The organism is Marinobacter panjinensis (assembly GCF_005298175.1).
Lineage (GTDB): Bacteria > Pseudomonadota > Gammaproteobacteria > Pseudomonadales > Oleiphilaceae > Marinobacter > Marinobacter panjinensis.
Genome location: NZ_SZYH01000001.1, coordinates 399,009 through 423,760 on the forward strand (window position 1 = coordinate 399,009; position 24,752 = coordinate 423,760).

24 protein-coding genes are annotated in these 24,752 nt (G+C 57.2%); 14 read left to right on the plus strand and 10 right to left on the minus strand.

Features of this window, described 5'->3' with window-relative positions; all coding sequences use genetic code 11:
- Window positions 1-2: 2 nt before the first annotated feature.
- The 3 genes from FDP08_RS01820 to FDP08_RS01830 form a co-directional block, all read right to left on the minus strand.
- Window positions 3-1,595 carry an FAD-binding oxidoreductase gene (locus tag FDP08_RS01820; RefSeq protein ID WP_137434334.1) on the minus strand — a complete coding sequence of 531 codons (1,593 nt, stop codon included), beginning with the start codon at window positions 1,593-1,595 and terminating at the stop codon, window positions 3-5.
- Between the two features lie 100 nt (window positions 1,596-1,695).
- Complete coding sequence (locus FDP08_RS01825) at window positions 1,696-2,367, minus strand: transglutaminase-like cysteine peptidase (RefSeq protein ID WP_137434335.1); 672 nt, start codon at window positions 2,365-2,367, stop codon at window positions 1,696-1,698.
- Window positions 2,368-2,374: 7 nt separating this feature from the next.
- Window positions 2,375-3,019, minus strand: a complete 645-nt coding sequence (locus FDP08_RS01830) for a type II secretion system protein N (protein WP_137434336.1) — start codon at window positions 3,017-3,019, stop codon at window positions 2,375-2,377.
- A gap of 194 nt (window positions 3,020-3,213) precedes the next feature.
- Between FDP08_RS01830 and gspE the strand changes: the two genes are divergently transcribed.
- The 11 genes from gspE to gorA all read left to right on the plus strand — a co-directional run bounded on the left by gspE (window position 3,214) and on the right by gorA (window position 13,181).
- Window positions 3,214-4,722: a type II secretion system ATPase GspE gene (gene gspE, locus FDP08_RS01835; RefSeq protein ID WP_137434337.1), complete on the plus strand. Its 1,509-nt coding sequence runs from the start codon at window positions 3,214-3,216 to the stop codon at window positions 4,720-4,722.
- A 4-nt stretch (window positions 4,723-4,726) separates the two neighbouring features.
- Window positions 4,727-5,938, plus strand: coding sequence for a type II secretion system inner membrane protein GspF (gspF, locus tag FDP08_RS01840; RefSeq protein WP_137434338.1), 1,212 nt, complete (start codon window positions 4,727-4,729; stop codon window positions 5,936-5,938).
- Between the two features lie 70 nt (window positions 5,939-6,008).
- On the plus strand, window positions 6,009-6,446 hold the full coding sequence (gspG, locus tag FDP08_RS01845) for a type II secretion system major pseudopilin GspG (RefSeq protein ID WP_228263206.1): 438 nt from the start codon (window positions 6,009-6,011) through the stop codon (window positions 6,444-6,446).
- Window positions 6,443-6,982 (plus strand): type II secretion system minor pseudopilin GspH, encoded by a 540-nt coding sequence (gene gspH, locus FDP08_RS01850; protein WP_282562643.1) that lies wholly within the window; start codon window positions 6,443-6,445, stop codon window positions 6,980-6,982. Before gspG ends, gspH begins: the two co-directional genes overlap by 4 nt.
- A complete protein-coding gene (gene gspI, locus FDP08_RS01855) occupies window positions 6,979-7,353 on the plus strand; it encodes a type II secretion system minor pseudopilin GspI (protein WP_137434341.1) in 375 nt (124 codons plus the stop codon). Before gspH ends, gspI begins: the two co-directional genes overlap by 4 nt.
- On the plus strand, window positions 7,353-8,135 hold the full coding sequence (gene gspJ / locus FDP08_RS01860; protein WP_137434342.1) for a type II secretion system minor pseudopilin GspJ: 783 nt from the start codon (window positions 7,353-7,355) through the stop codon (window positions 8,133-8,135). Before gspI ends, gspJ begins: the two co-directional genes overlap by 1 nt.
- Entirely contained in the window at window positions 8,135-9,154 is a 1,020-nt protein-coding gene (gene gspK, locus FDP08_RS01865; protein WP_228263208.1) for a type II secretion system minor pseudopilin GspK, read from the plus strand. The genes gspJ and gspK overlap by 1 nt, the downstream gene beginning before the upstream one ends.
- A gap of 92 nt (window positions 9,155-9,246) precedes the next feature.
- Window positions 9,247-10,563, plus strand: a complete 1,317-nt coding sequence (gene gspL / locus FDP08_RS01870) for a type II secretion system protein GspL (RefSeq protein ID WP_137434343.1) — start codon at window positions 9,247-9,249, stop codon at window positions 10,561-10,563.
- Between the two features lie 4 nt (window positions 10,564-10,567).
- Complete coding sequence (gene gspM, locus FDP08_RS01875; protein ID WP_137434344.1) at window positions 10,568-11,098, plus strand: type II secretion system protein GspM; 531 nt, start codon at window positions 10,568-10,570, stop codon at window positions 11,096-11,098.
- A 22-nt stretch (window positions 11,099-11,120) separates the two neighbouring features.
- Window positions 11,121-11,786: a GNAT family N-acetyltransferase gene (locus tag FDP08_RS01880; protein ID WP_137434345.1), complete on the plus strand. Its 666-nt coding sequence runs from the start codon at window positions 11,121-11,123 to the stop codon at window positions 11,784-11,786.
- 33 nt (window positions 11,787-11,819) lie between these two features.
- Window positions 11,820-13,181, plus strand: a complete 1,362-nt coding sequence (gene gorA, locus FDP08_RS01885) for a glutathione-disulfide reductase (RefSeq protein ID WP_137434346.1) — start codon at window positions 11,820-11,822, stop codon at window positions 13,179-13,181.
- Window positions 13,182-13,199: 18 nt separating this feature from the next.
- Here gorA and FDP08_RS01890 read toward each other — a convergent pair whose 3' ends face one another.
- The 3 genes from FDP08_RS01890 to FDP08_RS01900 are packed head-to-tail and all read right to left on the minus strand — an operon-like array spanning window position 13,200 to window position 18,287.
- Window positions 13,200-15,146 (minus strand): HAMP domain-containing hybrid sensor histidine kinase/response regulator, encoded by a 1,947-nt coding sequence (locus FDP08_RS01890; RefSeq protein WP_137434347.1) that lies wholly within the window; start codon window positions 15,144-15,146, stop codon window positions 13,200-13,202.
- Entirely contained in the window at window positions 15,139-16,116 is a 978-nt protein-coding gene (locus tag FDP08_RS01895; RefSeq protein WP_228263209.1) for an ABC transporter substrate-binding protein, read from the minus strand. The genes FDP08_RS01890 and FDP08_RS01895 overlap by 8 nt, the downstream gene beginning before the upstream one ends.
- 32 nt (window positions 16,117-16,148) lie before the next feature.
- Complete coding sequence (locus FDP08_RS01900; RefSeq protein WP_137434348.1) at window positions 16,149-18,287, minus strand: TonB-dependent receptor plug domain-containing protein; 2,139 nt, start codon at window positions 18,285-18,287, stop codon at window positions 16,149-16,151.
- 183 nt (window positions 18,288-18,470) lie between these two features.
- Here FDP08_RS01900 and FDP08_RS01905 point away from each other — a divergent pair, with 183 nt between their 5' ends.
- A complete protein-coding gene (locus tag FDP08_RS01905; RefSeq protein WP_137434349.1) occupies window positions 18,471-19,121 on the plus strand; it encodes a J domain-containing protein in 651 nt (216 codons plus the stop codon).
- On the opposite strand, the gene FDP08_RS01910 is transcribed toward FDP08_RS01905, so the two are convergent.
- The 4 genes from FDP08_RS01910 to FDP08_RS01925 all read right to left on the minus strand — a co-directional run bounded on the left by FDP08_RS01910 (window position 19,092) and on the right by FDP08_RS01925 (window position 23,409).
- Entirely contained in the window at window positions 19,092-20,096 is a 1,005-nt protein-coding gene (locus tag FDP08_RS01910) for a bile acid:sodium symporter family protein (protein ID WP_137434350.1), read from the minus strand. The genes FDP08_RS01905 and FDP08_RS01910 overlap by 30 nt on opposite strands.
- Complete coding sequence (locus tag FDP08_RS01915) at window positions 20,093-20,773, minus strand: FadR/GntR family transcriptional regulator (protein ID WP_137434351.1); 681 nt, start codon at window positions 20,771-20,773, stop codon at window positions 20,093-20,095. The genes FDP08_RS01910 and FDP08_RS01915 overlap by 4 nt, the downstream gene beginning before the upstream one ends.
- A 79-nt stretch (window positions 20,774-20,852) precedes the next feature.
- Window positions 20,853-22,334 (minus strand): flavin-containing monooxygenase, encoded by a 1,482-nt coding sequence (locus FDP08_RS01920; protein ID WP_137434352.1) that lies wholly within the window; start codon window positions 22,332-22,334, stop codon window positions 20,853-20,855.
- A gap of 106 nt (window positions 22,335-22,440) precedes the next feature.
- Window positions 22,441-23,409, minus strand: a complete 969-nt coding sequence (locus FDP08_RS01925) for a beta-ketoacyl-ACP synthase III (protein ID WP_137434353.1) — start codon at window positions 23,407-23,409, stop codon at window positions 22,441-22,443.
- A gap of 187 nt (window positions 23,410-23,596) precedes the next feature.
- Here FDP08_RS01925 and FDP08_RS01930 point away from each other — a divergent pair, with 187 nt between their 5' ends.
- Both FDP08_RS01930 and FDP08_RS01935 read left to right on the plus strand, forming a co-directional pair.
- Window positions 23,597-24,379 carry a hypothetical protein gene (locus FDP08_RS01930; protein ID WP_137434354.1) on the plus strand — a complete coding sequence of 261 codons (783 nt, stop codon included), beginning with the start codon at window positions 23,597-23,599 and terminating at the stop codon, window positions 24,377-24,379.
- Window positions 24,380-24,471: 92 nt separating this feature from the next.
- Window positions 24,472-24,726 carry an HP1242/YdcH family protein gene (locus tag FDP08_RS01935; protein WP_137434355.1) on the plus strand — a complete coding sequence of 85 codons (255 nt, stop codon included), beginning with the start codon at window positions 24,472-24,474 and terminating at the stop codon, window positions 24,724-24,726.
- The last annotated feature ends 26 nt before the right edge of the window (window positions 24,727-24,752 follow it).

Sequence of the window (24,752 nt, forward strand, 5' to 3'; positions counted from 1 at the left end):
GATCATTCAACCAGGGTCTTTGGGTTTAACAGGCCTGCCGGATCAAAGGTCCGGCACAGTGAGCCAATGGCCAGCATACCCAGTTCGCCTTTCTCCACCGGCAGGAAAGGGGCGTGGTCCTTGCCGACACCATGTTGATGGCTGATGGTGCCGCGGTTGTTGACGATAACGGCGGATGTACTGTCTTTCAGGGTCTTCCATCGTGCCAGGGTTTCATCGTAGCTGTCGGCAACCCGGAACACATAGGTGGTGTAGATGCTGCAGCCCTGGGTATAGAAATGCGAAAGATGAGTGAAGACATGCACTGACTCTTTCTTTTCATTCAACCGGTTACGAAGGTTTTCTTCAATCCGGTTCAGGAGATTGTCCACGTTATCCCAGTCGGTCGCGGTTTCCAGGGTGTCGACGGCGTAGCCGAGCTGCCAGAGTGCCTCTCGCAGATAGGGCATGGTGAAGCGTTTAGCGGCCCATTTATCGCCCAGTTTCTTGCCGGTGTAGATGCCATCGTATTCACTGCAGATTGCCCGGGTTTCTTTCAGGGCATTGTTACACTGGCGTTTGCTGCCGGTTATGCCGAAGGTCATCATGCATTTGCCGTCTTTTGACCCCCGCAGGGAAAGATAGGACTCGAGCATGCCAATCAGCGCAGGATGGCCCGCCAGGGCGAGCTGGGTCTCGGTTTCGGTGGCATTGCTCAGGCGCAGCATGGAAAGCTGAGTGCGGTTCTGAACCAGCTGGCGACATGCGGTTCGGGCCTTGTCCCAGTCAGGGAAAAACACCACGTGGAAGCTTTCATGGGCGGGCAGGGGCGTGACACGTACTTTCACTTCGGTGATCAGACCGATGCGGCCTTCGGAGCCGAGAATCATCTCGCGGATATCCGGTCCGGCACTGGAAGCGGGAATGGTGGGAATATCCAGCGTACCCTTCAAGGTCTCGATGCGGCCACCGGCGAATAACTGCTCAATGCGGCCATAGCGTAGTGACTGCTGACCACTGGAGCGGCTGGCCACCCAGCCGCCAATGGTGGAAAGCTCGAACGACTGGGGAAAGTGCCCGAGTGTGTATCCCAGTGCCCGCAACTGGGATTCTACCAGCGGACCCGGCGTGCCGGCACCGAAGGTGGCAATCTGGCTTTCCCTGTCCAGGTCGATAAGCCGGTTCATGCGCCCCATATCCACCGTCAGCACCGCGCTTTCACTATTAACGGGATTGATATGACCGGCAACACTGGTTCCGCCACCGTAAGGTATTACTGAAATACCATGCTCCTCGGCATAGCGCAGTAGCGTTTCCACGTCCTGAGACGATTCCGGGTAGGCCACGCCATCCGGAAATACGCCGAAATCGCCGCTGCGCATGGCAAGCCAGTCAGCCAGGCTCTGGCCGCGGGCGTGGCGCACCCGGTCTTCTGCGCTTGTGACCACGTCGGGGTGCTGTGGCAAGCGGCTGGCGGGCACCTGCGCACAGGCTGCTTCAAGGGACGTGTCGCTGAGCGGGGCAGCCTTGCCGATGCGCTCCTGAAGGAACTGGCGTCCCCCATCGGGTAGTTCAAGGTTGAACTGGTCGTCGCCCCAGCCGTTCCAACGTCGCATATTGGCAATCCTTTAACAGTGGTTTGAATATGCACGGAATTGTACCGGCATTTATTGAGGCGGCTATGTCACCTGGCGACAAGTGTTGTGTCTTATGGCGTCACCGGAGGCTGTCGATGAGCCGGCTGTTGAGGTTCTTCCAGTGAGAGAGCCCCTCGGCATTGCCGATACGCTGACTGTTGTCTCCAGAACGATTGAGCCAGAGACCATCGCCATTGAAACTGTATACCGGTTCAAGATCAGTGCGTTGCGATGCACGTTTAATGTCATTTATGAGGTTATCGAGTATCAGCGGATCTGCATCCGGCTCCGGGTACCAGGCCAGCACCATGTGCGCCTGGTTGAGTTCCAGGGCCTTGACGTAAACGATTCGCAGCTGTTCGTCTGGTACACCCATGGACTTCAGGGTCAGGTATTTGGCGATGGAGAAATCCTCACAGTCACCACCGTTGGTGGTTAACAACTCAACCGGAGTGGCCCAGTAGTCTTCCTCGCCCCAGTGCACCATATCGCTCACGAAGCGGGCACGGTTAAAAAAGGAATTGACCAGCCTGAGCTGACGGTCGACGGGCGCGTTTTCAGCCATGTTGTGGAGATTTTGCCAGGTTTCCAGGCGGCCGTGGGCCTCATCACCAAACTCGGACCGCACGTAGTCCATCAAGCGTTCACCGAGCTCAAATGCCGCCACCGTCAGTGTGGTGACCATCAGCAACATGGGAAGCAAAGAGAGCAGAGAGAAACGGCTTCGGGGAGTCAGTGCGGCCGTCTCCATGGTATCCTCAGTTGTTGCTTCTCAGGCGTTCACGAAGCTGCTCCAGCCGCCGGCGAATTTCTTCCCGGCGTTGTTCACTGCCGCCAGACGATGAAGACTGGCTTGTACCTGCAGGCCCGGCCTGCGTCTCTTCCGCATCCGTGATCGTTTGGCTGGATGCCAGGGAGACGCCAGAGCGATCTTCATCTGCCGGAAAATAGAGGTTTTCCAGTTTGCCTCCCCTTTCAATAATGACACGATTGGCGCGCACGGAACGAAGCGTGGCATTGCCGGGCAGCTCGTCGCCTACAAGATAGGCTTCGGTATTGCTCTTGTCGTCTTCGATCAGCGCGCTGCCGGGAAAATCTCCGGATGCCGCAAGCACACCCCTGAGGAACAGCCGCAGGTTGGTTTCCGGCAGGTTTTCGGTGTCCGCATCGGCCTGACTCTCTATCTCGCCGGCTTTGCCGAACAGGTCAAGTGAGGCCAGATTGATGTCCGGTTCCTGCGGCATACCGGCCGTCGCCTTTGTATTTGTTGCAGTAGCCGTGGCTGCGGTTGTATCGGTTTCAGTCTGCCAGAAACGATATCCCTGCCAGGCTGTCACAGTCACCATGGTAATGCCTGCGACGGTGGCGAGTATCAGTGGTAACCTCGAGCTGGTTAAAAGCATGGATTGTCCCGAAAAGCGCTGATGAGAGCCGGCAAATGGCTCACAGGTTATCAGACTGAAAAGTTTTATTGGCAGTATAGTGTATAGAGTTATTCAGCGGTTCCATATCCTATGGTAGCCTTTCTGAATTAATTGAATAAAAAGGGATTCTGGAACTCTCGTCTTCCGGCCCCGGCAACAAAGCGAGGACGATCTTGGACACAGATACAGAACTTCAGCCGCAGGATGCTCCGCTGGGCCGTCTTCCTTTCACGTTTGCCAAGCGCAATGGCGTGATTCTGACCCGTGATGACCATGGCGAACCGGTTATCCTGGTGCGCCCCGGAGCTGGCCATTCTGCGCTTGCAGAAGCCAATCGCATCAGTGGTGGCCGGGCCAGATTTTCCACCATTGAGCCGGCAAGATTTGATGCTGCCCTGAACGCGGCCTACCAGAACGATTCCGCCGAAGCCATGCAAATGGTTGAAGGCATCGGCGACGATATGGACCTGGCGTCCCTGGCTGACTCGGTACCGGAAACCGAAGACCTGCTGGAGCAGGAAGACGACGCCCCCATTATCCGGCTGATCAACGCAATCCTGACGGAGGCGGTCAAGTCCAGCGCCTCGGATGTGCATATCGAAACCTATGAAACCCGCCTGGTGGTGCGTTTCCGGGTCGACGGTGTGCTGCGGGAAGTGGTACAGCCCAAGCGGGCCCTGGCACCGTTACTGGTGTCCCGTATCAAGGTTATGGCGAAACTGGATATTGCCGAAAAGCGCGTTCCCCAGGACGGTCGCATTGCCCTTCGTGTCGCTGGTCGGGAAGTGGATATCCGGGTCTCCACCATGCCGTCCTCCAGCGGCGAACGGGTGGTTCTGCGCCTGCTCGACAAGCAGGCGGGCGCTATACGCCTGGAATCCCTGGGCATGGCGGGCAACGATCTGAAGGTTCTGCGCAGGCTGATCTACCGGCCTTACGGCATCCTGCTGGTCACCGGTCCCACCGGCTCCGGTAAGTCCACAACCCTTTACGCATCACTGCAGGAGATCAACGACCGCAGCCGTAACATCCTGACCGTTGAGGACCCCATTGAGTACAACCTTCCGGGTATCGGGCAGACCCAGGTCAATACCAAGGTGGATATGACTTTCGCCCGGGGCTTGAGGGCGATTCTGCGCCAGGATCCGGACGTGGTGATGATTGGTGAGATCCGGGACCTTGAAACCGCCGAAATTGCGGTTCAGGCCAGCCTGACCGGCCACCTGGTATTGTCCACCCTGCACACCAACACCGCCGTGGGTGCCATCACCCGTCTCATGGATATGGGTATCGAGCCATTCCTGATATCTTCCAGTCTGGTGGGTATCGTTGCCCAGCGTCTGGTGCGAGTGCTCTGCAAGGACTGCCGGGAGCCCTACGAACCCAGTGAAGAGCACTGTGAGTTTTTGCAGCAGGACCCGGCCCGCCCGCCCACTATATATCGCTCCAAAGGCTGCGAGCACTGCAACCAATTGGGCTACCGCGGCCGTATAGGTATTTATGAGGTGGTTGAGGTGAACGAAGATATCAGCACCCTGATCCACAAGCGGGCAGGGGAGCTGGACCTGGAGCGCGAGGCCCGGCTCCACGGCCCGAGTATCCACGCCGATGGCGTTCAGAAAATCCTGGATGGGGTGACCACGGTTGAAGAGGTCCTTCGTGTGACCCACCGGAGCAAGTAGATTCATGCCAGCCTTCGAATACAAAGCTCTTGATAGCCGTGGCAAACAGAAACAGGGTGTCGTTGAGGCGGATGCACCTCGGGCGGTACGCCAGCAGCTGCGCGAAAGGGGGCTGACACCGCTGGCGGTTGAGCCGGCCACCGAAAAGCAGACCCGCAGCAATCCACTGAGCAGCCGGGGAGGCCTGGCAACGGCCGATCTTGCACTTGTCACCCGGCAGCTGGCAACACTGATACAATCGGGTATTCCCATTGAGCAGGCCTTGTCGGCGGCGTCCCAGCAGTCATCCAGCCCGCGGATTCGCAGCATGTTGATCGCCATCCGCGCGAAAGTCATGGAAGGGTACAGCCTGGCCGATAGTCTGGGGGAGTTTCCACGGGCCTTCCCGCGGCTGTATCGCTCCACAGTGGCTGCCGGTGAGCACGCAGGGCACCTTGACCTGGTTCTTAATCGCCTTGCGGATTACACCGAGGCCCGTCAGGAGTCACGGCAGAAGATCCAGCTTGCAGCGATCTACCCGATGATTCTCAGTGTTGTTGCCATCTCCATTGTGGTTTTCCTGCTGACCTACGTGGTGCCGGACATCATTGAAGTGTTTGTGAAGCAGGGGCAGGAATTGCCGGCACTGACGTCGGCTATGCTGGCGGTGTCGGATTTTTTGGGAGATTTCGGTGTCTATCTCCTGATACTGATTGTCGCCGCCATCGCTGCGTTCCGGTGGTCCTTGCGCAAGCCGGCGTTCCGGATGAGGTTTCATAAAGGTCTGCTGAATATGCCATTACTGGCAGGCATGGTTCGTGGCGTAAATACCGCCCGTTATGCCAGTACTCTCAGTATTCTGACCACCAGCGGTGTTCCCCTGGTGGATGCGATGCGAATTGCAGGCGAGGTATTATCCAATGATTACCTGCGCAAGGAACTGAGGGACGCGGCCAGGAAGGTGAGCGAGGGCGGTTCCCTGCATCGCTCACTGGATCAGACTGGCTATTTCCCGCCGATGATGCTGCACATGATTGCCAGCGGGGAGGCCAGTGGCGAACTGGACAGCATGCTGGAGCGGACAGCCACCATGCAGGAGAAGACCCTGCAATCAAAGATCGCGGCCATCGTGGGCCTGTTCGAGCCCATGATGTTGCTGTTAATGGGGGTGGTGGTCCTCATTATTGTGCTGGCCATCATGCTCCCGATTCTCAACATGAGTAATCTGGTTGGCTAGCCCGTAGTCCAGGTGTTGCCTGCCGACCCATTTTCAAACCCAGAGACATGGAACAATGAAGAGCAAGACAATGAAATTCCAGACTGCACAACGGGGTTTTACCCTCATCGAAATCATGGTGGTAATGGTCATCCTGGGCCTGCTGGTAGCCATCGTGGCGCCGAACATCATGGGGCGAAGCGACCAGGCCAGGGTTACGGTCGCCGAAACACAAATGAGCAATATTGCCAACGCCCTTGACCTCTACCGCCTCGACAACAGCAACTACCCCTCCACACAGCAGGGCCTTGAAGCACTGGTTTCCAAGCCCAGTGGCAATCCAGAACCGCGGAACTGGAACCCCGAGGGCTACCTGAACAGTGTTCCCGAAGACCCCTGGGGTAACGAATACCAATACATCAGCCCCGGCACTGAAGGCCCTTATGACCTCTTTTCCTATGGTTCGGATGGCCGCGAAGGTGGCGAGGGCGATGACGCCGATATCAGTGTCTGGAACGTCAGGGACTGATTGTGCGATCCGGGGCGCGACACTCAGGCTTTACGCTGATCGAGATTCTCGTTGTCCTGGTCGTGATAGGTTTGCTGGCGTCACTGGCGGTTATGACCATGGGCGGCAGCTCCCGGGATCGGGAAATGGAGAACGAAATACGGGAGTTGTATCTTCTGATGCAGACCGCCTCTGAGCAGGCAGTGCTCAACAATACCGAGCTGGGCCTGATTCTGGACGAGGAAGGTTATCGCTTTGTCGCCTGGGAAGACCTGAGCGGAGAGTGGAAAGTCCCGGGGGAACCAATGTTCCGGCTGCGGGGGTTTCCGGAGTGGATAACGGTCACGGAGTATATCGAAAACGACACGCCCAGACTTGCCTCCGAAGAAGACCGCCTGCGGCCTGACGTTGTGTTTTTCTCCAGTGGCGAGACAACGCCGTTTGAACTGGAATTCACCCTCGGCAGGGACGATTCCAGGATGCATACCATCGCTTCGGATGGATTTTCCCCGATGGAGTGGCGTCACCCGGGTAGTGAAGGAAACAACGACGCATGAATACCCAGCGCGGCTTCACACTGATCGAGGTTCTGGTTGCGCTGCTGGTGTTTGGCCTGATTGCAACGGCTGCCGCTGAAGTGGGCAGCCAGTATATTTCCAGCTACGAGCGCATACGGGACAAGACCCTGGCAGGGTGGGTTGCCGATAACCGCATCAATGAACTCCGGCTGCAGGAAAACCTTCCGGAGATCTCTGAAAACACAGACGACATGGACTACGGCCCCTTCCGCTGGCAGGTCAGAACGGCGGTACTCGGCACTGAAGATCCGTCCATATTACGGGTAGAGGTCACCGTTGCACGTTTCCGCGGGAATGAATCCGATCCCCCGCCGGTGCACACTCTGTCTGCCTTTATTGGTGACAGCTGATGTCCGTTTCGGCGCTTGAAAAACTGCGGTCAGGGCGGCCCGTTGTCCGCAACGGCTTCACGCTGATGGAAATGCTGATTGCGGTCACGATTACCGCGGTGATTGGCCTTGGGGTCTGGCAGGTACTGGGCAACGTGGTCCTGTCCAGGGACCGGGTCAATGAAGTCGCCGATCAGTTCGATTCCGTTCAGCGCACCATGCTGCTACTCGAGCGGGATATCACACAGATCGTCAATCGGCCCGGCCGGGACATATACGGCGACTACAATCCGGCACTGACCAGTCGTGAAGATGATTTTGCGCTGATGCTGACCCGCCAGGGTTGGCGCAATCCGCTTGGTACCCGCCGCAGCACGTTACAGCGGGTTGCCTGGGAATACACCGGTGACGAATTGCGTCGCCGCTACTGGGTTTCGGTTGACCAGGGTCAGGAAGATAACAGCCAGGATCTGATGCTGCTGGCGGATGTGACTGATTTTACGGTTCGCTTCCTGGACGACCAGCGTAACTGGCGCGACGACTGGCCTGACGAGACCAGCATGGCAAACATGACTCCCGGCAGTCGCCCGGATATCCCGTTGCCGCTCGGTATTGAAATTACCCTGACGCATGAGCGCTTCGGGAAACTGGTGCGGACATTTACCCTGCCAGATTTCGACAACGGCCAGGCCCAGGGCATTATTAATGCGGCCAATGAATCGCAAGCTGATCAGGACGACACAGATACCGAGCAGCAGGGTGACGATACCGGGCAGGACAACACTGCGACAGGGGGGCAATGATGCCTGAGACCAATGCCCTGATGCTTCGCGCACCTGCCAGTCGCCAGGGTGGAGTGGCACTGATCATGGTGCTGCTGGCCATGGCCCTGGTGGTCATGCTGGCCAGCGGTATGACGCAGCAGCAAAGTGTCCGGGTGTTTCGCGCCAGCCACTATCTTGCCCAGCAGCAGGGCCATAGTGTTGCCCTTGGGGCAGAGGCCTTTGCGCGGCAGATCCTTGTGCGGGATTTTGAGGAGGACAAGGAAGACAATGCCATGGTGGATAGTCTCGACGAGTTCTGGGCCCAGAATGCCGCGATACTTCCCATCGATGACAATGGCGTCGCTGAAGTACAGATTGATGACCTGGGCGGGCGGATCAATCTCAATGACCTGGTACGCGGTAACGGGCAGGTTGATCCCCTGGTGCGCGACCGCATAAACCGTCTGCTCCAGGTACTGGAGATCACCACGGTCAATGTCGATGCGCTCATTGACTGGATAGATCCGGATGACCAGACCGTCAGCGCCTACGGCGCGGAGGATGGGCAGTACCTGATGCAGGAGCCTGCTTACCGGGCCGGAAACCAGCCTTTCGTCACGGTTTCGGAGTTGAGGCTGATTGATGGTATGACTGAAGAGGCCTATCAGGCGTTAAGGCCTCATGTAACAGCCTTGCCGGTTGCGGGTCTGGGCATTAACGTCAATACCGCTTCCGCCGCCGTGTTGCGCTCCCTGCACGAAGAGCTGACACAGGTCCAGGCAGGCGCTATTCTTGAGAAACGCCAGGAAGAGCGCTTCGAGACGGTCCAGGATTTCCTGGCCCAGCCGGAATTCGCCGGCCTGGGGCTCAAATCCACGGGCCTCGGACTGCAAACACGTTTTTTTGAAGTGGTGTCCCGGATTACCTACGATGACCGGGTTGCCAATCTGGTCAGCACGGTTTACCGCAGTCCCGAGGGCGAAATGCAGACAGTGCACCGTGATACCGGCCAGAAAAACCGGATAACGAAAGAGCCGTTCAGCATCTCCGAAGAGTAGCTGGAGAGTGGCTGGAGTGCAGCTGAGGCCCCTGGAGTACCATCAGTACCGACAATAAACGCCCGCAAAGGTCGAAAAGGAAACTGCTCAGAATGTCATATCGCCTTTATGTCAGGCCCCGGCCACCCTATGCGGCCCCTGACACCACTCGTGACGTCACACCGGGAGCCCAGCTGTTCAACTGGGTTCTGCTTGATGCCAGCGGCGATGCCCAGGCTCGCGGAACAGCGGACCCGAAAGAAGAGATTGAACAGACGCTGGCCCAGAACGACCTTGAGAACGTTCTGCTGGTTGGATTGATCCCGGGTGAAGAGGCGCTTTTCTGTGTGGCGGATATTCCGGCCAAGCAGACCAGGTTTGTATACCAGGCATTGCCTTATGCGGTTGAGGAACAGATTGCCCAGGATATCGAGAATGTTCATCTTGCCCTGGGCAACCGCACCGAAAAGGGCTTCCGGGTGGCGGCGGTCGATCACCACCGGATGGCCGAGTGGGCTGCTATGTTCAGCGGATGGGAGCACCTGAAGCTTGAAGCGATCTACCCCGATGCCGGCCTGCTTCCCATTACCGACGGTGGCTGGTCGATCTGTCTGGATGGTGAAACGGCCATGTTGGCGAGTGATCGGGGCGAGTGGCTCAGCGTTCAGGCGCGTAACCTTGCGATGTTTGCCCAGACCCTTGCACGGCCACCTTCTGATGAGGTTGTACCTGAGGTGCCAGTGACGGTGTACGGCACTCAACACGAGTTTGAACACCAGCAGGCTGACCTGGCTGAGCTCAAATCCTCCGGGCGACTGACGGTGAAAGAGCAGGCCCTGGAGCTGATGCCGCTGGAACTGCTGGCCCATGCCCATCATCACCATCTTTGCCAGCCGATCAATCTCTGCCAGGGTGAATACGGCATTCGTTCTCGTAAATCCAGCGCCCTGGCCCCCTGGAAGCCACTGTTCGCCGTTGCCAGTGTCTGGTTTGTCATCCAGATCGGTGTCGAGGTAGGCATGGGGGTTTACCACCAGCAGAAAGCTGACCAGCTCCAGCAAGAGGCCATGGCGATTTATCGCCAGGCGTTTCCGAATGATTCAAGAACGGATGCGCGTAATGTGCGCAGGGTGGTTGAGGGCCAGTTGCGCCAGATGCAATCGGATGGCCCCGACGCCGGGTTTATTACCCTGATGAAATACACCGGCGAGCAGTACTCAAAAATCCCCGATGCGGGCTCGGTCGTGTTCAACTCGGTCAATTACAGCCGCAATCGTGGAGAGCTGGCAGTGGATGTGCGGGCAGACAGCTACAACAAGTTGAGTACCCTGAGAAACGGCCTGACAAGCCAGGGGCTGAGGGCGGAAATCGGCTCAGTGGTAAACGAATCTGACGGCGCCCGCGGTCGTTTGACGGTCTCAGGAGGATAACGTCATGTTGAACAGAATCGGGGAGCAACCAGCCGTCGGTAAACTGATTGCCCAGTATGATCAGTTGCCGCGCAGGGACCAGCAGGCGTTAACCGTTTTGGCGATTGCGGTTTTGCTGGGCATTCTTTATTTTGCCATCTGGACACCTGCGGTAAGTTTCCATGATGACGCCATCAGCGAGCGGGAACGTTCCGCCGAGCTTCTGGCCTGGCTGGAAGCCAATCGCGATTCCCTTCAGAGGCTGTCCGGCGTCAGTAGTGGCCAGGGAAATGCCGCGGTTAACACCCCGGAAGACGGCCGTGCGTTGATGTCGCTGGTTACCCGCAGTGCCGGAGAGGCAGGGCTGTCGCTGCAGCGCTTCGAGCCTAGCGGTGACAACGCGATTCGGGTCTGGCTTGAAGGTGCCCCCTTTACCGAGGTGGCAAGCTGGCTTGAGCAACTGAATACCGGGCATGGTGTCCAGATAGATCAGGCCTCCATGGATCGACAGAACGCCCCGGGCATGGTATCCGTACGCCTTACGTTAACAATCTGAGACGAACGCTGGAGAACACAGGATGATTGACGGCACAGACAACAAGAACAGCGCGGAGGCGGCTATTGTCCGTCTCGATGCAAGTGCCCGTAACGAAGCCATATCGATATTGGTCAGCGCCTATCGGGATGAACCTACGTTCCAGTACCTGTTTGATCACCGCCGGCCCGGTTATGAGCAGCGGGTAAGGGCCACGGTGCGGGAACTGATCGATCTCTACTTCGAGCTGGACCAGGACGCCATTGGCGTGATGGTGGATGATACGCTGATGGCGGTTGCGTTTATTGGTGAGCCTGAACTCAGGCTGAACCTGGCCGAGCAGATCAGTTGGCGCATCCGCATGGTACTTACCGCCGGCTTTGCCTGCACCCGCCGTTATCTCGACTACCACCAGAAAATCAAGGAAATGCTGCCGCAACCCCTCGCGCACCAGTTGCCGCTGATGGGGGTCAATCCCAAATACCAGAATAAGGGGTATGGGCGGATGTTACTGTCCGCTGTGGAAAAACTCTGCGCAGAAAACCCTAGCGGTAGTGGTCTTGTTCTTGATACTGGCAACAGCCGGTATCTGCCGTTTTACGAATCGGAAGGCTTTCGCAGCCTTGGCACCATTCGACTGGGTGATTTTGAAGACCACATACTGTTTCGTGAGGTCCACGCCGGAGAGGCCGTAAGGGCCCCCGGATAAGCAAACAGTCTTTTTTGCATTACAGGAGACGCTGTGTCTGACAAGCAGGATTTCGATCTTATTATTATTGGCGCCGGTTCCGGCGGTGTTCGACTGGCCCGGATGTCTGCTGCCAAGGGTGCACGTGTAGCTGTAGTTGAATCACGTTACCTTGGCGGAACCTGCGTCAATGTAGGCTGCGTTCCCAAAAAACTGTTCGTCTATGGGTCCCATGCCGGCGAGGATATCGAGGATGCGGCCGGGTATGGCTGGAATGTGCCTGGTGACCAGGTCACTTTTGACTGGACCCGGCTGGTGGCCAACAAGAATGCCGAAATCGAGCGGCTCAATGGCATATACGGCCGCATGCTGGAGAACGCAGGGGTTACGGTTATTGAAGGGACTGCCTCACTCGCGGATGCCAATACCGTTGTTGTTGGTGATCAGACCTTCACCAGCAAACACATTACCATTGCGACCGGCAGCTGGCCTGTGGTGCCTGAGGTGCCGGGCAAGGAATGCGTCCTTACCTCAAACGAGATGTTTTACCTGCCGCAACTGCCAAAACAGGCTGTGGTCTGGGGTGGCGGTTACATTGCCGTGGAGTTTGCCGGTATTCTTGCCGGTCTAGGGGTGGAAACAACTCTGCTGTATCGGGGGGAGCTCTTCCTGCGGGGGTTTGACGACGATGTCCGGGACTTTACGGCGTCGGAGATGCGCAAGAAAGGTATCAACCTCCGTTTTGGCGTCAATATCGAATCCATTGAGACTGACAACGCTCACTATGCCGTCGACCTGACCGATGGCTCTCGCCTGAATACCGGGCTGGTCATGGCAGCGACGGGCCGCCGGGCGCTGGTGGACGGCCTTGGCCTGGAAGAACTGGGGGTTCAGCTAAGCGCCTCCGGGCACGTGGTGGTGGATGACCATTTCCAGACCGCGGTTCCTTCCATTACGGCGTTGGGTGATGTGATTGGCACGCCCCAGCTGACACCGGTGGCCCTGGCCCAGGGCATGGTGCTCTCGCGGCGCCTGTTCGGGGATGGCAAGGGAGAAATGGATTACAGCAGCATCCCCACAGCCGTATTCTGCCAGCCCAATATCGGCACGGTTGGCCTGACCGAAGCAGAGGCTCGGGAGGCCGGCCATAAATTGCGCATTTACCGCTCCGAATTCAAACCCATGAAGCACACCCTCAGCGGGCGGGACGAGCGATCGCTGATGAAACTGGTGGTGGATGATGAATCGGACCGCGTGCTTGGTGCGCATATGGTAGGGCCGGATGCCGGCGAGATTACCCAGGGAATCGCTGTTGCCATCAAGGCAGGGGCCACCAAGGCACAATTTGACAGCACCATAGGTATCCATCCGACCTCTGCAGAAGAGTTCGTCACCATGCGTGATCCCGTGGCGTAACCGCGTTTAGGCCGCTGTTTACATCCGTATCCAGCGGCTGAGCACCTGTCTCAGGTTTTCTTTTCTGACCGGCTTTGAGAGGTAATCGTTCATTCCCGCTTCGCGGCAGGTCGATTCGGTGCCCGGCAGTGCGTCAGCGGTGAGCGCAATGATCGGGGTACCACCCTGGCCGTTACTCTTTTCCCACTCCCGGATGCAGCGGGTGGTTTCGTACCCGTCCATCACCGGCATCTGGCAGTCCATCAGAATCACGTCATAGCCGGAGTGGTTGGTCTGTACCAGCTCCAGAGCCTCCTCACCATTGATCGCGGCATCGGCTTCAAATCCCAGGCGCCTGAGCAGGGCAGTAGCAACCCGCTGATTGACCATATTGTCTTCCACTACCAGCGCCCGGGCCTTGCCTTTCCCGGTTATCAGCGGGCCCGGATCTCTGGGGAGGGCTGAGGCTGGCGGGGTTGCCAGCTCAAACGGCAATTCGAAACGGAACGAGGAGCCCTTGCCAAGGTCGGTTTCCACCTCTACGTGGCCGCCCATCAGCTCCACCAGCCGTTGCACCAGGGAGAGTCCCATGCCGGTTCCACCGTAACGCCTGGAATGACCGGTTTCCAGCTGCTCGAAGGAGTTGAAAATATCGTGAATCCGTTCAACGGGAATGCCGCAACCGGAATCGGTTACGGTGCATTTCAGGACAACGCAGTTTTCCTCCAGCGAGAACCAGTCGGCCTGAACGTTGATGAAGCCGTCGCCAGTAAATTTGATGGCATTATCAATCAACCCGGCGACGATCTGTCGCAGTCTGGAGGCATCGCCAAGCACCAGGGGATGGTCTGGCCATTCCCCCACGAACTTGGTGGATAGTGTCAGGCCCTGCTGTTCGGCAATGTGACGATAGCTTGCCGTACAGTTGGTGATCAGCTGTTGCAGGTCAAATTCACGGCTGTCCAGTTCCAGCGTTCCACGGTCGATGTGGGAGTAATCCAGAATATCGTTGATAACGGTCAGCAGGTCCTCGGTGGACTGGCGTGCGGTTTTCAGATAATCAATCTGGCGAGGGCTCAGTGGTTCCTCGGTGACCAGTTCAATCATGCCCAGCACGCCGTTGAGAGGGGTGCGCAGTTCATGGCTCATGGTTGCCAGGAACTCTGATTTCGACCGGTTGGCCAGTTCTGCCCGCTCCCTGGCTTTCTCTGTCGAGGCAAGTGTCTCGTCCCTCGATTGCTTCAGTGTTCTCAGATGGGTGGCCAGCGAGTTCAGGCTTTCTTCCAGTTCGCGAATTTCACGGGTAGTGCCGGTGCGGCTGACCGGAACTTCTTCATACTCCCGGTTGGTCAGTTTCGTCACCCGCCTGGAGAGACCGCGAATGGGAAAAATGATGCTGTTGAGGGAGTGGTTTACGATCAGCAACGTAAACAGCAGCAGTGAAAAGCCAACGGCAAGCGATGTCCAGAGGATGTCCTGACGACGTGCAGCCAGTTGTTCCTTGTTAACACCAACCTGAACGGTGCCCACCCTCAGGGCGCCGGCGCCGAACCCATAATCCGGTTCAAACCACTCTGTCTCGCGGTCTCCACCCAGATCTACTGGCTGCTGCAGAATTTCCGATTCGAACACATCGAAGGTTTCGTCCGGCGTTGTTTTTAGCGGCTGTTCGGTAGACACAAAACCGACCTCGTCACCCATCAGGTTGGACACCCTGATCCATTGTGCCCGGCTGCGGCGCAGCGATTGCGAGAGAATCTGCTCAAGGGCTGCGGTGTTGCCGGATACCACCGCGTACTCAACAGCAGGAGCAAGGCTGTCAGCCAGCATCTGGCTGCTATCGGCCAGATCCTTGCGGGCATCATCGAGCCGTGCCGAGGTGAAAAACACCATAAGTACAACGAACATGACGATCGCCGGCGCGGCCCCCAACAGCAGAAGCTTTCTGGAAAGCGGGGCCTGCTGCACGTCTGGTTGCTTATTCATCAGCAGCCTCCTCGGGCCCGGCAAGCTGCTCCATTACCGATGTAATAATGTCCTGCCTGTCAGGCAACGGAATATTCAGGGATCTCGCCACTTGCAGGTTCAGATCGATACTGAAGTTTTCCGGATAAGCTGGCGCAGGAAACTGGCCGCTGGCCCGGTAATCTTCGATGTAGTCCGCTGCCAGTTCAGCAATCCGGGTCAGGGGTGTGTAGGTGGACGCCAGTGATCCCGCCTTTACATAAGCCTGACTCGGGCCAATGACAATCCGGTTGCGCCGGTAAGCTGTGAGCAGGATGTGCTTGATGGTTCTCGGGTTGTAGATGCTGCTGTCAGGCGCAGCGAGAATGAAATCCCCGTAGCTCAGCGCCCGGATCAGAGTTGGTATCAGCTTGTCATCGGAAGTGACAACAAATATTTTGCCCTCCATTCCATAGTCGGGAAGCTGTTCCGTTACCGGCTCATATATTTCAACCGTATCAGGGCGTGCCAACATCGCCACCCGGGTGGCTTGCGGCAGAATGACCCCGCCGGCTATGGCCTGCCGCAGAAGGGGAGGGTTGTAAAGAATGCCAGAGATGGAACCACCGGAGCGATCGGCATAGCCGTCGATGAATGTCTCATCCACGAGCAGTGCCAGGATAGGTACGCGTTTGTCCTCCTGACGAACGCGGGTAAAGGCCTCGGCGCCAAGGGCAATAACGGGCGTTGTCGTATCCTGGGAGGTTTGCCCCCGGCTGAAAGCCCGGATAACCGTTGAACTTCCCAGTGCGTCTTCAAGCAGGGATAGCATGCGGCGGTTCAGGGCATTATTCGCGGACCCGGCAAGGTAGACCAGTGCACCGGTGTCGGATTGAGCGACTGCAGGATGAGGTGGCGTGACAACCAGAAAAAGGGCAAGGATAACCAGATACCATCTGGTTACAGGCGACGCTGTTCTTGCCGGGTTGTTCGGGTTATCTGGTGCTTTCATACCATCCGGGGTCTGATGACGTCCGTGTTGTTTCAGAATCTTACGCCCGCTTCAACGAAGAACTGATTGTGATCTTTGATAATGTTGTCCGGGCTGAGAGTCGGGTCCGTGTTCAGATAGTGTTGCATGGTTAACGCCAGTTCGTAACTGTAGCCGGTGTGAAAAACCTGCCGGGCCAGCCGGAAATCGGCCCGTTCGAACTGGGAACGGCGGAATTCGTCGGCAAAATAGAAAGCGGCCGAGGAGGTCAGGTCAAACGGCAAGTCCTGAATCCACGCGAAGCTTCCCGAGTGCCGGACAGATAGCCGCCCCAGCAGATCGATGGCGTATTGTTTGTCCCCGGCATCACGGTCATTTTCCCCGGTGTAGCGTCCGTCCTGATCCAGGTAAGCATAGGTCACGCGGAGTTTGGTGCCCGGGAAATCCAGGGATGCTTCTACTTCGAAACCCTTCTGATCCAGTGCGACATTGTTATCAATGGTCCAGTCCTCTTCATTAATAATGCCACTGATCATGTCCCTGAGTTGATCGTTAAAGTACCGGACCTCCAGAGAAACAATAGATGAGTCGAGGTAGTACTGGCCGAAATAGCTTATTTCCCGTGATGTTATGCGCTCTTCTTCAAGTGTCTTGCCAAGCGTGGATGTAGCGGGATTTACCAGGTCTTCCACAAGGAACCTCTGGCCTTCCGCGGCCTCGAAGGGCGGCCGGACGTTTCTGACGCGATAGGACCAGTCCGGATTCTGCTCGAAGGCATCCGGTGTCCGGACAGCCCTGGAGTAGACGAAACGCAGGGTATGATTGTTCGAGAGGATAAAGTTTGCAGCAAGTCGCGGGGAGAAATACACCTCATCCGTTGTGGTTGTTTTCTCCCAGTTGCCACCGGAATTCAACGTTAGCCAGCGAAAAGGTGAGTATTCGAGGTTGCCGAATACCCGCGACTGGTAGTTATTGCCGCGGCCGTTAAAAAATGTCTCGGACCGATAGGTATCCTTGCGGTAGCCCAGACCGGAGACAAGTTTCAGGTCCGGACTGAACAGAATGGTATCCTGAATCTCGAACTCCAGGCGGGACTCTTCAGTATCCTCATTCAGGTTGGCCTTGAAGGGATCGGTATCGCCCGGTTCACATGCCCTGAGCTCGGGGGTTGGTGTATTCGGATCACGAATGTCGATGAACTGGTCCTGGGGAATGCAGATGGTCCACCTTTGCCTGCGATCGTAATTCTGGAACGACGCCTGAACATGGTAGAAGTGGCGTTCCGAGGTGGTAACGTTCAGCCGTGTCTGGAGGTAATAGTCGTCAACCAGGATATCAGGGTCCCGGTCCGCACCCAGCTTGCCGGTTTTGCGCGCGTCTTCCTCGTCCACGCCATCGACAATGCCGGCTCTGAAATCGAGATCATAGTCGTTGCTGAAAACAAGATTGCTGTCGTAATTGAACGTGTTCATATCGTACCCGTCATGAAACGGGTAGACCTTGTTGTCGTCTACCTGCTCATCGAAGCCATCTGACCTTCGCTTTTCATAGGCCAGACGCCACTTGTAGTCGTCAATGGCGTCGCCCACAGAGCCGAATGCCCGACGGTAGCCCCGCGAACCCGAGATGGCGCGCAGTTTAACGCCAGCGGTGCCCTCGGGCGCATGGGTAATGATGTTGATGGTGCCCAGGAATGCGTTGATGCCATAGGCTGCGCTGTTGGGGCCGCGGCTGATCTCAATCCGCTCAATCAGTTCCAGCGGCACCGGCATGGAATTCCAGTCCATGTCCGACAGGCTGGGGGTATAGGCGGTGCGACCGTCAATCTGAACCTGCAGCCGGCGCTGCTCATAGTGTACGGTTCCGTGGTAACTTGTAACCGGCTGGTTACTGCCTACCGAATTTACTGTCATGCCTGGTACCAGGCGGAAAACCTCGACCAGGTTCATGATGCCGAGATCCCGGATCATGTCTCCGGTAATGATGGTGGTTGTGCCAGGAACCCGGGACTTCGGTTGTCTGAGCCGGGTAGTGGTCAGAACTTCGGGAATAGCCGAGCCCGCTTCAAAGGCTTCAGGGGCGTCACTGAGGGCCGTCAGGTCATAGGTTTCGGGAATATCGTCCTCTGCTTCCGCCGTTGTAGCGGTGGCAATGACGCCAGCCAACAGGATGGGAATCAGGCGAAGACACATCCGGGAACGCCCGGGAAGCTCCGGATTTTTAAAGGGATAGTTCGTAACGGACATGGGTGTCGTTTTATACTTTGCCGAGTGTTGGACTTTTTTTTATTAACTGCTCTACCTTTATCCTAAGTGACGAGATTACATTTGTCTCTCAAAAATGTAATGATTTTACACTGAATGAGTTGTAACTCTATGAATTGTTGGGAAATATTGGGCATAGAGCCCACCCGTGACCGGGCCCGGATTGATGCCGCCTACGAGCGGCAGGAGAAGTTTGCTTCTGAGGAGGAGCTGGAACGCTTGCGTCAGGCCTATCGTGAAGCCACTGGCGGCGAGTCTGTCGTGTCCGGGGTCGAACCGGAAAAAAGGGAAGAGGCAAACCAGGCTTCGGAGCAGGCCGAACCGGCCGAGCTGGATGCGTCTGAACAGCAGATTGTGCGGGAAGTGGTGATTCAGATCCGCGCCCTGCTCAATGATTCCCGCCGCAGCAGTGACCCGCAAATCTGGAAGGCCATTCTTGGTGAGCCGCCAGCGGATCAGCCCCGGATCAGGAAAGAAATAGGCCGCGCCCTGGAACAGCAGGTACGGCCGATGGCCGAGAATGGCACGTTCCCGGCGCCTGTGGTGGAGTTTCTGGCAGGTTGGTTTGACTGGTACAGCCTCCGCGATACGCCTGAACTCCAGGCAGAAGATGAAACTTTTTCCGATAGATCCGGTGCAGACCAGGGGCCCCAGGAAGAGTTGCCGCCCCAGATGGTCAACTTCTGGCCAGCGGTCATCGGCTGGATTGTAGGCCTGGCAATCCTGGCGACCTTATTCAGTGGAATGGGCGGAGGTGGCTGACGCCGCCTCGATCTTGCTGCGGTATTTTTGTGCCAGCATGGCACCGACGATGACCTGAATCTGGTTGTAGCACATAATCGGCAGCACAATCATGCCGAACCCGGGATGCCCGGAGAACAACACCTTCGCCATGGGCAGGCCTGACGCCAGGCTTTTCTTGGAACCACAGAACACCACCGCGGCTTCATCTTCCAGGCTGAACCCGAGCCTGCGAACCACAAACATCGCCATCACCATAAAGAACCCGAGCAGTGCAAAGCACAGTGCTATCGCCAGCAGGATGGCGTTCAGCGGCAGGTTTTGCCAGAGGCCGCTGGCAACCGAGTGCGAGAAGGCGGAATAGACGATCAGCCAGATCACACACTGGTCATAGCGGGAAGTGAGGGTCTCGTGGCGTGCCAGGAAGCCGCCCAGCCACGGTCGCAGTCCATGGCCGACTGCGAATGGCAGTAGCAGCTGAATCACGATGTCGCGGAGCGCTTCGGCCACCGAGAAATTGCTATCACCGGACGTGCTCACGAGTAATAGCAGCAGGAACGGCGTCAGCATCATACCGAATACATTGGACGCAGCAGCGCTGCAGATTGCGGCAGGAACGTTGCCTCTTGCCATTGCGGTGTAGGCGATGGAAGAAGACACCGCGGATGGTAAGACCCCCAGATAGAGAAAGCCCAGACCCAGGTCCGGCGGCATCCAGCTCGGTGCAAAGCGGCTGATCTCATTAATGGGCAGCACCACCAGCGGAAAGAATACGAAGGTAAACGCGGTAATAATGATGTGCAGTCGCCAATGGGTGGCGCCAGCGACAATCTGCTCGCGGGACAGTGCCGCACCGTGCAGGAAGAACAGCAGCGCAACCGCCACGGTGCCGGCGGTTGCCAGAGCGTCGGCGGCATCGCCACGAACGGGCAGGAAAGTGGCCAGAACAATGGCGCCAAGCAGCAGGCTGGTGAAGGTGTCGAGGCGGAATTTCATGGCAGCCGGCTTCCCAGGGCGTCCAGGCTTGGTTGCAGCAGAGCCCTGGCCAGTGCTTCTGCCTTTGTCTCATCCTGCCGCCGGATAGCCGCCAGTAACAACTCATGATCTTCCTGAGAAGGCTCGGGGAGTTCGGAGTCCAGTTCTGTCTGCTCGATGGTCAGCGCGACCGCATGGGCAAAATAATCGTACAGCTCGGTGAGGGCAGGGTTGTGGGACGCGGCTACCAATGCTGTGTGAAAGGCCTGATCATGGCGGATACGGTCCTCGATCATGTCACCGGCCTTTGCCCGGTTATCCAGGGCAAGGGTCATCCTCTCCATATCCTTCGAATCACGACGCTTCGCTGCCAGCTTCGCCGCTTCCGTTTCCAGCATGATGCGCACTTCCAGCTTGTCTCTCAATTCAGAGCGGCCGATTCGTCGCAGGGTTTCTCCGGCATCTTTTGTAGCCCGAACGTAGGTACCGTCGCCCTGGCGGGTTTCCAGCATGCCCACATGAACCAGTACCCGGACCGCTTCCCGAACCGTGTTACGGCTGACACCCAGCGATTCCGACAGGTCTGCTTCCACGGGGAGGCGGGCACCTATGGCCCAGTGACCGTCTTCGATGGCGTGGCGAAGGCTCTCGATGGCCGTTTCGACCAGAGAGCCTCTGGTAATTCTTGCGAGTTTCATGTTTAAGATCCTGACAGCTGATGATCCAATCATCCTATGAATATCCTGGCGCTGTCAAATGCTGGGCCGCAGCAGGCTGTTATTGCGAGGGTTGGAGAAACTCGTAGTCGTCAGGGTCTACCTGCTGGGTGGCCTTGCGGTAGGTGAACGTAAAACCGGGCCAGTTGACGGTATTTTTGCCGTTCTTGTCCAGGTACCAGGACTGACACCCGGACTCCCAGACGCTGTGTTGAAGCTTCTGCTGGATAGTGGCGGAAAAATCCCGGAGCCGGTCCGGTTTCACATCCATGGCGACGCCCGGCTGCGCCTGTAGTGTGTCAATACAGCTGAGCACGTAGCGAACCTGGGACTCCAGCATATAGACAATGCTGTTGTGGGCGAGGTTGGTATTGGGGCCGTAGAGCATGAACAGGTTGGGAAAGCCTGAAACGGTGATGCCTTTGTAGGCTTCCGTGCTATTGGCCCAGGCCTGATTCAGTGACACGCCACTACGCCCGGTGATTTCCATGGGCGACAGGAATTCAGAGGCGGCGAAGCCGGTGCCGGCAATAATGGCGTCTGCTTTATGTAAGGCGCCGTCGGAGGTCACAATGCCGTCTTCCACGACTTGTTCGATGCCGGTGGTGACAAGGTTTACGTGGGGTTGATCCACAGCCGGATACCAGTCGTTGGAGATCAGGATCCGCTTGCAGCCTATCTTGTAATCCGGGATCAGATGCCTGAGCTTGTGCGGGTCGCGAACCTCGCTTCTGGCAAAGCGCTTCGCTTGCCAGGCGAATATCTCAAGCAGGCTGTTGAAGCGGGTAAAGGCCAGGGCGCGGCTTTCGTTCTTCCAGTAAATCAGGTACCGGTAAAAGCGGTCCCAGGCCGGAATCTTACGGAACAGCGTCTGCTCCCATCGGTAAAAGGGCCGGTCCGGTTTTGGCAGTACCCAGGCGGCGGAGCGCTGGAACAGGCTGAGGGATTGCACCTTCGGCACAATTTCCGGCACAAACTGGATAGCACTTGCGCCGGTGCCGACCACCGCAACCTTCTTTCCGTTCAGGTCATAACTGTGATCCCAGCGCGCGGAGTGGAACATCTTGCCGGTAAAGCTTTCGAGGCCCGGAATCTCTGGCCAGGCGGGCTGGTTCAACTGGCCAGTGGCGGTTACCACAATATCGGCGGTATGCGAGTCGCCATCCGTGGTTGTGACCGTCCAGGTGTTGGTGCTTTCGTCAAACACGGCTGTGGCGACTTCCTTGTTGAAACGGATGTGTTCAGCCAGACCGTATTTGTCCACGCAGTGCTGCATGTAGCCGAGAATTTCCGGCTGCAATCCGAACTTCCTGGACCAGTCGTGCTTGGGTTCGAAGGAGAACGAGTAGAAGTGGGACTGCACATCGCAGGCGGCGCCGGGGTAGGTGTTGTCCCGCCATGTGCCGCCAATACCGGATGCCTTCTCCAGCATGGTAAATGCGTTGATGCCCGCCATTTTGAGCTGAATGGCCATACACAGGCCGCCAAAGCCTGTGCCGATAATGACCACGGAGGGTGTCTTGCCACTGGCGCTGTCAGCCATGAAAGCTTCCCTTTAGCAGGTTTCAGGGTTCCTGACAGAGTATACGGGTGGTTGTCCCTCGGGTAGTTGGCTTTACCCTCCAATGGGAGTAGTCAGAATGATCATTTTAGAAACGGATCAGCGCTGAGCCCCAGGTGAAGCCGCCGCCAAAGGCTTCCAGCAGGAGCACTTCGTTTCTCTTGATACGCCCGTCGCGAACGGCGGCGTCCAGCGCCAGGGGAATAGAGGCGGCAGAGGTGTTGCCGTGCTTGTGGACAGTGACCACCACCTGGTCCATGGACATGTTCAGCTTGCGGGCCGTGGCGGAAATAATCCTCAGGTTGGCCTGGTGGGGCACCAGCCAGTCAATGTCTGACTTCTTCATCTGGTTGGCTTCCAGGGTTTCATCCACAATCCTGCCAAGGGTGTTCACGGCAATCTTGAAGACCTCATTGCCCTTCATGTGCACATGGCCCTTGCCAGCGCGAACCTGGTCGAAGCCATCGCCAATGCCGAAGGGAACATGAAGCAGGTCTTCGTATTTGCCATCGGCATGAATGTGTGTGGACAGGATGCCGGTTTCTTCGCTGGCCTCCAGCACCACCGCGCCGGCGCCGTCGCCGAAGAGCACGCAGGTGCCGCGGTCTTCCCAGTCCAGAATGCGGGAAAACAGTTCCGCACCCACCACCAGGACGCGCTTGCTGCTACCGGTTTTGACGAACTTGTCGGCGATCGACAGGGCATACACGAAGCCACTGCACACCGCCTGGATATCAAAGGCCGGGCAACCATGGATATCAAGCCGGGCCTGGAGGATGCACGCTGAGCTCGGGAAAATCTTGTCGGGTGTGGACGTGGCGAAGATGATCAGATCAATGTCGTCGGGCTTCAGGCCAGCGGCTTCAATCGCCAGTCGGGAGGCTTTTTCGGCCAGATCAACGGTGGTTTCGCCTTCCACGGCGATGTGCCGCTGCTCGATTCCGGTACGCTCACGAATCCATTGGTCGCTGGTGTCGACAATCTTTTCCATGTCTTCGTTCGTCATGACATTTTCGGGCAGGTAGGAGCCCGTGCCGACAATTCGCGCGTACGTCATGTGCCATAGTCCTCGGGTAAACAGGTCAATGTCCAGATTCTTTCAATCATCCTATACCTTATTGATCGCTCCCAGCTATTAGCGGTTTGTCAAAGGCGAGAGCAGTGGGCTGAATGCAACGTTGGTAGTCAGGCCATAATCAGCTATACCTGTATAAAGGAATCCCTGTTGTGAAGGAGAGCTGCTGGTGACAGACCTTCCCCTCGGCATGAAGTACTACCTGTTAATTCTCACCTCTAGCCTGATTGAAGACCTCAACGACTATGGCGTCAAATGGGTTGCTAACGAGCCCGGTGTCGCCGGCCGTGATGTAGAAAAGGCATTTTTCAGCGCCCGCGCTATTGAAGCACGGCTTCCGGACGAACCCGGGCAGGCCGATCCCCGGCTCTGGCCAGAGCTGATGAAGTCCATTCACACGATTCGAAGGGTGCTGGATGTGGTCGAAAAGACCACGTTTGACGAAGTCATTGCCGAAGCCATGGAAACGACCTCCAGCATTGCCCGCGCCGACATAAAACAGGTATTCGAACAGAAACGAGCGGCAGGCGAGGTCGATTTCCGCTTGCACGGCTTGCTGAATACCCGCCCAACGGCCGATGAACCGGACCCGGCGGTGAAGGAAGCCTTCATGCTGAAGCGGGCACGGCGCTACCAGAGCTTTATGGAGTTTGATGGCGCAAGCCTGAACGATGAGGAAACCGTAATACTGGGCGATGCCAAGGCCCTTGCGCGTCACATCATGGATGGAGACCGCGACAACCGGCGCATTGACGCCTTGCTGGTCATGGGCGCCGTGCTGATTGAGACCGCCAGTGTAAGGCTGAAAACAAACATTCCCGGCCTGATTCGTGATAGCTTTGATCGCATGGCCACCAAGGCCGCCATGGCGCTGGGGGCGATCGTCTACCGCGATAAATACAGGGATTTCAAGCAGTCCCTGGGCCTGGAGCCACTGGATTCGGATTTGTAGATTTCCTGAAAATCAGCTGTTCGGCTGTTCACAAATCCCGAGCAGGAATGGCATTCTGACTAACCACTCTGCGACAAGAAGGAGACGAGGTAATGGGCATTTCCAACCACGAGCTTCACAACGAATTCCCGCAATTCAGGGAACTGATCGACGAGTTAAAAGAGAACGACCTGACGTTCAAGGAACATTTTCGGCATTACGCAGAGCTGGACCAGGAAATCGAGGGGCTCGAGCGCCGCGATGCACCGATAGGTGATGACAAACTGCACCGCATGAAACAGAAACGCCTGCAATTGAAAGATGACCTCTACAAAACGCTCGTGAACAAGTCCAACGGCGCAGGATAGGTATAAGTCATTAGGCTTCCGGGCCC